This window comes from Chryseobacterium nakagawai (genome assembly GCF_900637665.1).
Taxonomy (GTDB): Bacteria; Bacteroidota; Bacteroidia; order Flavobacteriales; family Weeksellaceae; genus Chryseobacterium; species Chryseobacterium nakagawai.
Window position 1 is genome coordinate 3,701,087 of record NZ_LR134386.1, and the last position, 12,742, is coordinate 3,713,828.

Annotated in this window: 9 protein-coding genes and 1 pseudogene; all 10 read right to left on the reverse strand. The window is 34.1% G+C overall.

All coding sequences use genetic code 11. The features are described 5' to 3' along the window. Positions 1-32 precede the first annotated feature (32 nt). A complete protein-coding gene (locus tag EL260_RS16775) occupies positions 33-491 on the reverse strand; it encodes a GyrI-like domain-containing protein (protein ID WP_123856446.1) in 459 nt (152 codons plus the stop codon). A 283-nt stretch (positions 492-774) separates the two neighbouring features. Then, positions 775-1,119 (reverse strand): gamma-glutamylcyclotransferase family protein, encoded by a 345-nt coding sequence (locus tag EL260_RS16780; RefSeq protein WP_123856448.1) that lies wholly within the window; start codon positions 1,117-1,119, stop codon positions 775-777. Beyond that, the gene (locus EL260_RS16785; RefSeq protein ID WP_123856450.1) at positions 1,119-1,748 is read right to left on the reverse strand and encodes an SGNH/GDSL hydrolase family protein; all 630 of its coding nucleotides are present in this window, start codon (positions 1,746-1,748) and stop codon (positions 1,119-1,121) included. The genes EL260_RS16780 and EL260_RS16785 overlap by 1 nt, the downstream gene beginning before the upstream one ends. A gap of 281 nt (positions 1,749-2,029) precedes the next feature. Continuing rightward, the gene (locus EL260_RS16790; protein WP_123856452.1) at positions 2,030-2,446 is read right to left on the reverse strand and encodes a ribonuclease inhibitor; all 417 of its coding nucleotides are present in this window, start codon (positions 2,444-2,446) and stop codon (positions 2,030-2,032) included. Between the two features lie 56 nt (positions 2,447-2,502). Then, a complete protein-coding gene (locus EL260_RS16795) occupies positions 2,503-3,204 on the reverse strand; it encodes a DUF3667 domain-containing protein (RefSeq protein ID WP_123856454.1) in 702 nt (233 codons plus the stop codon). A gap of 108 nt (positions 3,205-3,312) precedes the next feature. After that, positions 3,313-7,008 (reverse strand): phosphoribosylformylglycinamidine synthase, encoded by a 3,696-nt coding sequence (locus EL260_RS16800; RefSeq protein WP_123856456.1) that lies wholly within the window; start codon positions 7,006-7,008, stop codon positions 3,313-3,315. 181 nt (positions 7,009-7,189) lie between these two features. Further along, positions 7,190-8,617, reverse strand: a complete 1,428-nt coding sequence (locus tag EL260_RS16805; RefSeq protein ID WP_123856458.1) for a serine hydrolase — start codon at positions 8,615-8,617, stop codon at positions 7,190-7,192. A 15-nt stretch (positions 8,618-8,632) separates the two neighbouring features. Next, positions 8,633-9,610, reverse strand: a complete 978-nt coding sequence (locus tag EL260_RS16810; RefSeq protein ID WP_123856460.1) for a WG repeat-containing protein — start codon at positions 9,608-9,610, stop codon at positions 8,633-8,635. A gap of 47 nt (positions 9,611-9,657) precedes the next feature. Continuing rightward, positions 9,658-11,085: an adenylosuccinate lyase gene (purB, locus tag EL260_RS16815; RefSeq protein ID WP_047096071.1), complete on the reverse strand. Its 1,428-nt coding sequence runs from the start codon at positions 11,083-11,085 to the stop codon at positions 9,658-9,660. 799 nt (positions 11,086-11,884) lie between these two features. Next, positions 11,885-12,607: pseudogene (locus EL260_RS16820) on the reverse strand (RHS repeat-associated core domain-containing protein); the annotation flags it as partial. Between the last annotated feature and the right edge of the window lie 135 nt (positions 12,608-12,742).

The following is a 12,742-nucleotide window of genomic DNA, read 5'->3' on the forward strand; positions in this document are numbered from 1 at the left end:
TTATAAAGGCAGGTATCTTAGTCTTTTGAGTTTTATTCCACAGCAATCAAAATATCTATTTCTGCATCAGCTGGATTCTGCGCTTTTTCTCCATATATTTCAAAATCAGCGGTAAACATTCTATCCAGATCCATATTCCATATTTTAAACCATTCATTGATGACTAAACCTTCTGCAAGATTGCCCTTTGCCGTAAACTTCACATAATTGCCACCCTCAAAAGATTTTCCAATCATACCTTCGGGAATATGATCAAGGTTTTCAACTTTGCATCCTAACAGTGTAGTATACGGTTTTGTATGATCTTTTTCGTACTCTGTATAGATTGAATAAATGGTATTGTCTATTTTATTAGGAATCTTTTCCAATATATTTTCCTGCATCAATTTTTCCCATAATACCGGAATATCCTTTGCCGCCTGTTCATTCTCGTTGGTTGTTCTTACTGCGATTCCTATCACCTTGAAAGGTTCCATTTTTACGTTATTCATTTTTTATTTTTTTGTTGTATGACAAAGATAAAAAGGCGTCGTGACAACTGTTTGTCAGCAGGGATTTTTAAAATTAATGATAATTTACTGCTGAGGGTAACAAATAAATTGATTTTTATTTTTAAAATGCTCGCAGATTTGTAGATCAGGCAATTTTTTTATGTTTTGGCTAAAGCCAATGGATTTGTTTTTAAATACAAAACAGGCTAAAGCCTGTTTCTATTGATATGTATTATGCTTATAGTTCATATTTTTGAAGTCATCTATAAAAAGAAGCTGTATTTTATTCTTCAGAAGATGCTGCAAGGTAGATAAATCCTTTGTTTCCGAATTTAAAAACGGCTTCAATTCTCTTGTAGTCGTCTACTTCATATTCATCTGCTTGAAGAATTTCTGTGTCTGTCACTTCAAACAGCATTCCTTCTATTTTATCATCAGTATTTCCTGAGAATTCCAAAACAGGATGAAATTTCTCCCCGCTCTTTCTTAGAACTTCCGGGTCTGTAATTTCGAGCATATTCAGTTTGTATCCGGATAAAACATCTTTTTCACCCTGTAAAATCCGTCCGAATGTTTCGAGCTGAACCTGTTCTTTCTGTAAGGTTCCGTAAGAAAATAAATAAGGCATTATAAATACTTTTCAATGATTGGAATGGCAATTTCGGCCATTATTCCATAGCCTTTCTCATTAGGATGAACTCCATCTGCGGAGAAAAGAACTTCTTTATCGTCCAATACTCCGTTATAAAAATCAATATATCTTAAAGAGTGATCTGCTGCAATATCTTTAAGAATCTGGTTATAAACGATCACTTCTTTATTTGATCTTAGTTTTCCTGAACTCACCACTACTCCATCTATATTTTTAGATATAGGAAGAATGCTTACCAGATAAATGTCATTAGAAAACTGTTGGGCATGCTGAACAGCTGTGATGATATTATTTTTAAATTTTTCAGGATTCACGACCTGTATTCCTTCTTTTACAGCAAGGTCATTCGCTCCATAGCTTATGAAAATTAAGTTTCCATCGGCTGAATTTCTTGCTTCCAGCTCTACCGGCATTCGTTTCAACAAGCCTTCTGTTGTTTCGCCACCAATCCCTAAATTGAACAAAATTAGCTCATCACCATTTCCCTCATGGAAACGTTGTAGTGCATACCTCTTTAAAATATCTACCCAACCTCCAAAAACGCCGTCATATTCTCCATAGGTTATGCTATCCCCAAAGAACAGACCGTAAACAATTTTCTTCATTCAATTAATTCTTTTGTTTATTGATTGTAATCCATCACATGTTATATGGATTAGAGTTTTAAAATATTTTTCAAAGTAAAATAAAATCTACTGAATCAACCTTATCTGTGAGAGATTTTTTAATACAGAATTGGATTAAAAAGATTTTGAACCATTAAGATTTTTTAAGCGATTAAGAAAAGTTAAAGAAGATAGCTCAAGCTATTTTTATAAGCTATATCCTCAACTCATCTTTGATGAAGCTTACCTTTAATATTTTCCCACCTATTACCCATTACTCATCAATCCAAAGTTAACCTAATATTGGAGTGTGATTCAATGATCTCTACCAGGATTTCAAACAATGTTTTTTCTTTTCCTTCATTCAGATCATCTAATCTTTGCTGAATCAGTTCTATGTTAAAAGGTTTTCCCTGCCTGATTTTGTTTTCGTAAAACTCCTGAGTAGCTTTTAAACCTAAATCGTCTCTTGATTTTTGTGATTCCTTCCAGAGGATTTCAACCTCATCCTTGTTTCCAAAGATCCCGAAACCGCCATAAAGAATGTCATCAAAGCCATCTAATGTTCCTACTTTCCAATCTGTATCTTTCATTAAAACATTGGAAGCTTCTTCGTAAAAACCGTCTAAAGATGAAAAATGATCACCATGAATGATGATCATTTTTCTTGTATTGTTATTTGAGGTATTCAAATTCATTTTTAATGATATATTATGATTCCTAAAATGTTGTAGCTTTCCTATGAAAATATATTTCACTTAAAAAGATGTATCAAATAAGCCAATAAAATCAAAGTGTATTTGTAGGTAACAACTCCTAAAAATAAACAAATTAAACTTTTAACGTAATTTAAAAAGACCTTTTCTCCAAAAAACTGACCTATTGCACATACAAAGTAAATCTGAAGCAAAAACACACCAATTTGGGTGATAATCAACACTCCTGTAAGCTTTGACAACAATAAAAAGAATAAAAGTGAAATAAAAAATACTCCAAAAAGATAAGCTAGTAATACAAATATTTCAAATAAATTATACCCTTTTCTGTAAAAGAAAATTTTTGTCCATAAAGCCATAAAAAATCCAATGATTAAGGCAGAATATCCAAGATGAGAATCTATCCAGTTATTGATAACTTCGGTATTTATATTATGTTCCCATTGCTTGGTTTCCTCAAATCCTTTTATATTAAATATGAGCACTTCAATATGCAATAAATGAATAATAAAAGTATAAAGAACTGCCGCGAAAACCAAAAATACGATTGGTTTCACATATTTTTCACGGTTTTCTTTAAGATATTCTCTTACAGCTTTTCCCGGACGTATTAAAACTTCTTTAAAAGTAAAAGGAAAGCCTTTATCAAAATGTAAGAGGTGTTGTATCTCGTGCGAAATGTAATTTGCGTCTATTCTTTTGATTTCTTTTTGGGGGCCAGAAGAATGGTCTTCGTTCATTGGTTATCGTTTTGTTTTTTCTAATTGTAATGATACAAAAATATAAACTTATTGATTAAATAGTTAAAAAAAACCTCATAGATATTGAATTTCTATGAGGTTGATTTTTTATTTGAAGTATTCTACACCGTTTTTGAATATATTGTGATAATTCGCGGTTGGTATATTTCTCATGAGGCCTTCCGTAAATCTTTCCGGGTGTCCCATTCTTCCGTAGATCTTTCCACATGGGCTGGTAACACCTTCAATACCAAATAATGAATTGTTAGGGTTAAATGGCATTCCATGAGCTATGTTTCCATCAAAATCAATGTACTGCGTTGCAATTTGTCCGTTTTCATATAGTTTCTTAATTTCTTCTTCTGAAGCCATGAAACGTCCTTCCCCGTGTGAAATCGGAATGGTGAAGGTTTGTCCTTTCATTCCTTTTAACCATGGACTTTCATCGTTTACTACTTTTACGGTTACCATCTGAGAGATATGTCTTCTGATCGCATTGTGAGCCAATGTCGGAGAGTTTTCATCTAAATCTTTAATTCTTCCGTAAGGTAATAATCCTGATTTAACCAACGCCTGGAAACCATTACAGATCCCGATAATCATCCCGTCTCTGTCTAATAATTCGTGAACTGCATTTCTCATCTTTTCGTTCTTTAAAACGTTTACAATGAATTTTGCAGAACCATCCGGCTCGTCACCTGCGGAGAAACCTCCTGAAAAAGCCAGGATCTGAGAAGTTCTGATCTCTTCTACCCAAGCATCAATACTTTCATCCAACAATTGGTGGCTAATATTGATTAAAGGTAAGCTGCTTACTACAGCACCCTCTTTCTGGAATGCGTTTAAGGTATCATACTCACAGTTGGTTCCTGGGAATACCGGAGCAAATACTTTAGGTTGTGCAATTCCATGTTTTTTGATGATGATATTTCTTGGATTGATTGAGTTTGATTTTTCATCAATTTCAACCGTAATCTTTTCTTTTTCTGTTGTTGGGAAAAGGTTTTCGAAGGTACCAGTGTAAGCAGACACAAGATTTAAAATACTGGATTCAAGACCATTGATCTTTAAGACCCCAGAATCTTTTACTTCTCCAATTAGCTGAAGAGATATGTTGCTTAGTTCTTCTTTAGCTTCGATGATCAAGCTTCCGATATTTTTAGCTAATAAAGTGTTTTCATCAGCATTGATTTCCGCTCCCAATCTGTTTCCGAAACTCATTTTTGCCAAAGCTACAGCTACACCTCCGTCTTTTATTGTTTTTACGGAAACGATTTTTCCTGATTTGATGTTTTCGAAGATGAATTCATAAACATTTTTCAACGCATCATAATTTGGAAGACCGTTTTCCTGAGCAGTATGATTGAATAAATATACTTTGTTTCCTGCTGTTTTAAATTCAGGAGAAATGATGTTTTGCTTTTCTCCGTTTGCACATGCGAAAGAAATCAATGTTGGAGGTACATTCAGGTCCTGATAGGTTCCACTCATGGAATCTTTACCACCAATTGCTGCCAATCCAAGGTTGATCTGTGCATCATAAGCTCCTAGAAGTGAAGCTAAAGGTTTACCCCATTTTTCAGGAGACTGTCCTAACTTTTCGAAATATTCCTGGAAGCTTAACCGGATGTTTTTATAATCACCTCCCATCGCAACAATCTTAGCAACACTTTCTATTACGGCATAAGATGCTCCTAATAATGAATTTTGCTTAGAAATTTCAGCATCGAATCCCCAGCTCGCTAAGGAAACGGTTTTGATATCTTTTGCTCCTAAAATAGGGAGTGTCTGAACACTTCCTTCCATTAGGGTTTGTTGGTATTTTCCACCTAAAGGCATGGCAACTGTTGTTCCTCCTACTGAAGAGTCGAACATTTCCAATAATCCTTTTTGGGACGCTACATTTTTATCTTTTAAAGTATTCACAAAGTTTTCTTCGTTGAACGCCTTAGTTTCTGTTTTTACTTCTTCAAGGTGGTTGATTTTTACCTCCTGAGATTTTGAACATCCATTGGTATCAAGGAATTCTCTTGAAAGGTCAACAATTTTGTCTCCTTTCCAGAACATCTGCATTCTTCCTGAATCTGTTACTTTTGCCACTTCTACCGCTACAATATTTTCAGCTTCACAGAATTTGATGAACTTTTCTTTGTCTTTCGGATCTACCACAACGGCCATTCTTTCCTGAGATTCGGAAATAGCCAATTCTGTTCCGTTTAACCCTTCGTATTTCAATGGTAATACATCAAGATTTACTTCTAAAGAATCTGCGATTTCACCGATGGCTACAGAAACACCTCCCGCACCAAAATCGTTTGATTTTTTGATCAATCTTGTCAGTTCAGGGTTTCTGAATAGTCTTTGGATCTTACGTTCTTCTACTGCATTTCCTTTCTGAACCTCAGAACTCATGGTATGAATAGAGGTTTCATCTTGTTCTTTTGAACTTCCACTTGCTCCTCCTACTCCGTCACGACCTGTTGCTCCTCCTAAAATAATGATAGAATCACCGTTGGCAGGTTTTTCACGTCTTACCCAATCTACAGGGACAGCGCCGGTAACGAAACCTACTTCCATTCTTTTGGCTTTGTAACCTTCATCATAGATTTCAGAAACCATAGTGGTTGCAAGACCAATCTGATTACCGTAAGATGAATATCCGTTCGCAGCCTGTTTTGTAATGGTTTTTTGTGGTAATTTACCAGGCAATGTTTTGTCTACAGATTCTAAAACGTCTGCAGCTCCCGTTAATCTCATTGCTTGAAATACGAAAGATCTTCCTGACAAAGGGTCTCTGATCGCTCCACCTAAGCAAGTGGATGCTCCTCCGAAAGGTTCAATTTCCGTGGGGTGGTTGTGTGTTTCGTTTTTGAATAATAAATACCAAGGTTCTTTTTTACCATCGTATTCTGCTTCAATCTCGATGGTACAAGCATTGATCTCATCAGAAATCACAAGATTATCAAGGTTCCCTGTTTTATGGAAATATTTACCACAAACTGTTGCTAAGTCCATTAAGGAGATAGGCTTCAGCTCACGGCCTAAGAATTTTCTTTTTTCGATATAGTCATTGAAAATAGTATCCAATGTTTGTTTGAACGCTCCTTCAAATTGGATGTCTGACAATTCTGTTTCGAAAGTCGTGTGACGACAGTGATCGCTCCAGTACGTGTCTAATACTTTCAGTTCTGTTTCTGTAGGATTTCTTGCTTCAGTCTTAAAGTACTCCTGAATGAATTTCAGGTCATCTAAGCCTAATGCAAAACCGTGATTGTTATAGAAATTCTCCAGTTCAGCGTCATTGAAATTGATAAAGTTTTCATGGATCAAAACTTTTGATGGTGTTTCATCAGCAGGAATATCCAATACAGAAAGGTCTTTTTCCTGAGATTCTACTTTATTAATCAAAAGTTCCTTGATTTTAACCAGATCAGCTTCTGAAACTCCTACAAATTCGATCAGCTTTCCACTTCTTACTTTTGACTTTTCATTTTCTGTCAATAAAGCAATACATTGTTGTGCAGAGTCTGCTCTCTGATCGTACTGACCAGGCAGAAACTCCATTCCGAAATGAATACTTTTAGCAGGGTTTTCTGTATGTAAAATATCAGTAACAGGGTCTACAAAAGTATTGTTCAATACTTTTTCAAACTCACCGTCATTCAAATTGAAAATATCATACACATTGTAGACTTTCACACTTTGAATTGCCGGAACAACTGCTTTTACTTCATCAAAAATTTTTGGACTTTCAACATCGAAAATTCCTCTTTTTTCTACGAAAATTCTTTTGTTATTAGACATTAGATGTCAGATTTTTAATATTAGATTTATTTTTCTTTTACTTTTCTGGGTTTCAGAGAATCAATATCAGATTGTGGCTTACTATCCTTTCTGTATTAATCCTACTTTAAGCGTTATCATCCGCTCTATATTATTGAGTACAAATTTACTCTTTTTACTTTCTTTTTCCTCAATCTTTTTCTTATAATACCAATGTCAGATTATGATCTTTGGTACCATCGTTGTTGGATGCATTTTTAGAGGCTCCTATCCATTCTTCTTTATTCAATACCAATTTAAAAGAATAGGTTTTTCCTTTTTCAAAATGGGATACAGGAACCTCCAATTCATAAAGGTTTTTATCCTTTTTTATCATCTGATATCCTTTATTTTCAGGATCCCAATTATTGAAACTTCCTGCTACAGTAACAGTATTGATAAGGTTTCCGTTCAGGTTTTTCGGGTGGGTATAAGAAAAAACGATTTTATCTCCCTTTACGGAATATCCATATACTTGTTTTTTATCTGAGGTTGAAATAAGATCAGCTACCAAACTATCCGTTCCATTATAAAGTGCGGTAAATGTTTCAGGTCCATTGATGTTCACTATTATACAGATTCCAATATTCAGCTCAGGAAATACAGTAAACAAGGTATTTATTCCATAGGATCCACCATGTTTAAATCCTCTTTTACCATGTTCTGTAATCCAATATTTATCCCAAAAATATCCATACCATCCTTCTTTGCTGTTGTTAATGTTCCTTTGCGACTCCTGTACTATTCTATCTTGCGGATTGAGTTCTTCTTTTAAAAATTTCACCATATCTCCCATTGTAGATTCGGTTTTCAAACCAGCTGAGCCCCATAAAAGACTTTGTGAAACGGGCATCAGACGATAATTTTCATGATATCCATTGGCCTGAGCTTCATTTTTACCAAGTTCCAGTTTGGTATGGTTCATTCCAGCTTTTGAGAAGATATTTTCTTTCAAAAGAGTTTCATAGCTTTTCCCGTAAATATTTTCCAGCATGAGACCGGCCAACTCAAGGCTTAAATTGCTGTATTTATATTCTTTACCTGGTTCCGTATTTAATGTAACAGTGGCCAAATCTTTTTTAAAGTCATCTTTCGTATATCCTTTGTTGAGCTTCTCGTAAAGAAAAGCGGTCTCATCGTTCATGTTTATCCTTAATTCATCATCAATAGGAAGATTTTTTGGAAGTGCTGTTTCGTAAGAAATTAAGTTACGAACTTTTATAGGAACTCCATTATATTCTAAGTTAGGGTAAGACCCTTTGAGATATTTACGTACATCATCATCAAGGCTTATTTTTCCTTCCAGAACTGCCTGAGCCAATAATTGCCCTGTAAAAAGCTTAGTGACAGAGGCTATGGCGAAATAAGTGTCATTATTTGCTTTATTTCCTTTTTCTTTGTCTATTTCACCAAAGTGCTTGGTGTAGACTTTTCCGTCTTTAACAACTCCAACGGAAACGGAATATGCTTTAGATTCTGCTGCAACTTTTTGAGCCGCTGCATCTATGATTGAGTAAACTGTTTTATCACTTTGTGCATGGTTTTTCACAAATGTTAATGCAAAAATGAGTACCAATATATTTTTTCTCATTAAGTTTAATTTTGGCTATCTTTTGAGTTTGTTTGGGTTATTAGGGTGCTCTTTCTGATATTGTTCTGCTTGTTGTATTTCATTTTTCAACCATTTCTCGAAAGAAATCATTTTATCTTCATAATTTAAGATATAAACACTTTTTCCATCTTCAGATACGAAAAATTTCAAGTCATCGAATGATCCTAAATTTATTTTTTGATAATCATAGGTATTCACTTGATAATAGGGAAAGTTTTTTTGGGGTCTTTCTACAATTTCAAAAAGAAGCTTTTTTTCTTTTTCAGATAACTCATTATATACATTAACATAATGAACGTCTGATATTATTTTATTGTATTTTTCAAAAAAATGAATAATTTTCTCTTCCTTCTTATTGTATTGAAATGAATATGGATAGTATTTTCCATCAATATTAACATCTTTTTCAGAATATTTAGTAACCGACTGAACTGTTTCTCCTTTAACGTTCATTACTCCCCAAGTTCCACCCACAATACTTCGATGTTCGTCTTCTGTTTTTTCCCAATCACAGCCATCACAAAAGGATGCATATCCATAATTGAAAGAGGAGACAAAATCATGTTCAGGTTGAATGGCTATTTTTCCGTTTCTATCTGCAAAACCTATTTTCCCATTTTTCACAAATCTTCTGACACCTTCTGAAAAATAGTCTGCTCCGTTATCATATAAATAAGGCTTATATAAAAAATTACCTTTTCTATCATAAACATATCCGAAGGCATTTTTTTCATATTTTTCATCTCTTTTCCCACCAGCAAAGAGAATCGTTTCATTCTCTATCCCGTCTTTTACCAATTCGCCTTCTTTAATTCCGGTATAATCTTTAAATTCTGCTGGTATAATAATCTTTCCAGCCTGGTTTTTGACTCCAATCAAAGAATCTTTGGATTTAAAATACCTCAAAACGTCTTTCTTCTGAGAGAAAGCCAGTACAGGAATTAAGGTAATAAATAAAAGGACTTTGTTCATGGTTGGGTTTAAAATAAAAAATGCAGCCCAAAAGGCTGCATATTGTTTTATACTTTAAGATCAGCTTCTAATCCTATTAAGTCTTTATTTTGATCTATAATCGGCTGCACTTCATTCTTGACGAATTCTTCTGTCTGAATTGGTGCGAACCCGATAAAGTTCTTAGGATCTAAAACTTCTTTTAATTTCGATTTATCTAACTTTAAAGAATCATCGTTTAAGATTCTTTCGATCAAATCATTTTCTTTTCCTTCTTCCTTCACTTTCTTGGAAGCTTCCATAGAGTGTACTCTGATTACTTCGTGAATTTCCTGACGGTCACCCCCAGCTTTCACTTCTTCCATGATGATATATTCTGTTGCCATGAAAGGAAGTTCTTCTTCGATGTGTTTATTGATTCTGTTTGGATATACTACGATTCCGTTCATGATGTTATTCCAGATCAATAAGATGGCATCAACAGCAAGGAATGCCTGAGGAATGGTTAATCTCTTGTTTGCAGAGTCATCCAATGTTCTTTCAAACCATTGTGTAGAAGCTACCATTGCAGAACTTGTCGTTAAAGACATTACATATTTTGCCAATGCTCCGATTCTTTCACTTCTCATTGGATTACGCTTGTACGCCATTGCCGATGAACCGATCTGGTTTTTCTCGAATGGTTCTTCAATTTCCTTAAGGTTCTGAAGTAAACGTAAATCGTTTGTGAATTTATGAGCTGACTGAGCGATGTTTCCTAATAAAGCTACTACTTTCGCATCAATCTTTCTATCGTAAGTCTGTCCGGAAACTCCAAAAACCTTTTCGAATCCGAATCTTTTTGAAAGCTCTTTATCTAAGTGTTTTACTTTTGAATAATCTCCGTTGAACAGTTCAAGGAAACTTGCAGCAGTTCCTGTAGTTCCTTTTACTCCTCTGAAACGAAGGGTTTCTAAGAAGAAGTCTAATTCTTCGATATCAAGAACCAAACTTTGTAACCAAAGGGTTGCTCTTTTTCCTACTGTTGTTAACTGAGCCGGTTGAAAGTGTGTAAATCCTAAAGTTGGAAGGTCTTTGTACTGAATCGCAAAGTCTGCTAAATTCTTCATTACGTTCACCAACTTTTTCTTTAAGATTAAAAGTCCGTCACGGATTTGAATTAAATCTGTATTGTCTCCTACAAAAGCTGAAGTAGCTCCCAAGTGAATAATTCCCTTTGCTGAAGGCGCCACATCTCCATAAGTGTGAACGTGAGCCATTACATCATGACGGAATTTCTTTTCGTATTCTGCTGCTTTATCGAAATCGATATTTTCAGCATTAGCTTTTAATTCAGCGATCTGCTCATCTGTAATTTCAAGCCCTAAATCTTTTTCGATCTCTGCTAAAGCGATCCAAAGCTTTCTCCAGGTACGGAATTTGTTATTGTGTGAGAAATTAAACAACATTTCTTCACTGGAATAGCGCTCTTCCAATGGATTTTTGTAGGAATTCATTCGTTCTTTTACTTTTTAGATGCACAAAAATACGATTTTTCAGTGAGAGATGAAAATGTTGGTTTTATGATTTTTTGTGGTGATGATATAAGAGAAATTTTGAAAAGTTCTTATTCGTTTTAGATTATAATGGCTATTATTATTTTACCACACAAAAAGTTTGTGCAACATGCGAAAGGATTTGGTAGCATGAAGAAAGTATTCGGAGACTTGAAGCCATTTTTGTAATACAAAACCCACCGCAAAAAAAACGATGGGTTTGTTTTTATCTATCGACACGAGCGAGACGCTCGCGCCAGCGGGGGGCTTTAGAATAGAGGTAAGAAAAATAAAAAATACGGCAGGACGAAATGAACAAACTGATGGGTGTTGATAATGCTGTATTGGTGAAATTTACTCTATTGGTTAAGTGATCTTTAATATTGGAAAATATAAAAAAATCAAAATTCTTATTAAAGACAAAAACCACTGCAAAAATAGCAGTGGCATCTTTTATTTGTTCAAAGTAAAAAGACTTTGAACAACAGCGATTTTTATATATTTGATACTGCTCATTCCATAAAATGCCAATCTTGTCTTAGTATTGCTCCAAAAGAGAAACAAATTATTAGAAAAATAATTAATAAACTATTTAAAATATAATTCAGTAATATACTATCGTATGTGTAAATCAAATAAAAATTAATTGCCAGTAAAAATATTACTAAAGGAACTAACTCTAAAAAATCGAAATCAAGGTATAAAAATATTACAGTAAAAACTGACGAAATAATCAAAATTATTTGTGGTAATTTTTTCATTATTGATTGGGTATTAATTCTCTTTTTACTACTTCCGTAACTTTCTTACTTAAATCATTATCTATGCTTCTATGATCTGATTTAGGAGCTAGAACATTGATTACTTTAGTTGTTTTATTATCTTCTGAAGTTGTCACTTTCTCACCACCATACAAGTTTTTTGTTTGACGATAATTAACGACTTTTGATACATTTTCAGATTTTATTTCTGTATCGGAAATAAAATCCATTATATCTAAAGTAACCATTAAATCCACTTTCAAATTCTTATTCTCATTTACTTTCTCTACAAGATTATCTCCACCTAAACTATGTCCTACAGCCGCTACCACACCATCAGGATGATTTTCATTGAAACTTGAAATTGTTGAGTTTATATCATTTTTTGTATTCTCATTTCGAGACGAGTCAAAAACTACAACTTTAGTGTTGGAATTAGATAGACTCTGTAAAGCGCCTAACCCTTGTTTATCAACTGTTCCATCACCTCTATTTTGAGCTTGTGTATAACCTGCTCTTGTATTACCTGACCAGCCTTGAACTACAACTACAAGATTTTGATACTTATCATTTTTTCTAAAATCTACAGCTTCAAGACCTTCTAATTCTCTTGCATCAACAACCCTATTTTCAGAAAAGTTATAATGGGATTGATAAGCATATTTTTCAGAAAGTGGATCTATATTAAAGAAACGACCTACATCCGGCATATAATTTCTCCACTTAAATGAGTAAAAACCTGTCTCTTGTAACTCTTGTCCTTGATACTTATAATTATAAGTAACCTGGCATTTTACGAGGTTTTATTTAATATCCGCTAAAAGTTTTAGAATACGTAGCAAGGATGGTTGTTATTA

What these genes read in the sequence shown, in the direction of transcription:
- EL260_RS16775 (WP_123856446.1), bottom strand. Translation starts at nt 491, where the DNA reads ATGAATAACGTAAAAATGGAACCTTTCAAGGTGATAGGAATCGCAGTA.
- EL260_RS16780 (WP_123856448.1), bottom strand. Translation starts at nt 1,119, where the DNA reads ATGCCTTATTTATTTTCTTACGGAACCTTACAGAAAGAACAGGTTCAG.
- EL260_RS16785 (WP_123856450.1), bottom strand. Translation starts at nt 1,748, where the DNA reads ATGAAGAAAATTGTTTACGGTCTGTTCTTTGGGGATAGCATAACCTAT.
- EL260_RS16790 (WP_123856452.1), bottom strand. Translation starts at nt 2,446, where the DNA reads ATGAATTTGAATACCTCAAATAACAATACAAGAAAAATGATCATCATT.
- EL260_RS16795 (WP_123856454.1), bottom strand. Translation starts at nt 3,204, where the DNA reads ATGAACGAAGACCATTCTTCTGGCCCCCAAAAAGAAATCAAAAGAATA.
- EL260_RS16800 (WP_123856456.1), bottom strand. Translation starts at nt 7,008, where the DNA reads ATGTCTAATAACAAAAGAATTTTCGTAGAAAAAAGAGGAATTTTCGAT.
- EL260_RS16805 (WP_123856458.1), bottom strand. Translation starts at nt 8,617, where the DNA reads ATGAGAAAAAATATATTGGTACTCATTTTTGCATTAACATTTGTGAAA.
- EL260_RS16810 (WP_123856460.1), bottom strand. Translation starts at nt 9,610, where the DNA reads ATGAACAAAGTCCTTTTATTTATTACCTTAATTCCTGTACTGGCTTTC.
- purB (WP_047096071.1), bottom strand. Translation starts at nt 11,085, where the DNA reads ATGAATTCCTACAAAAATCCATTGGAAGAGCGCTATTCCAGTGAAGAA.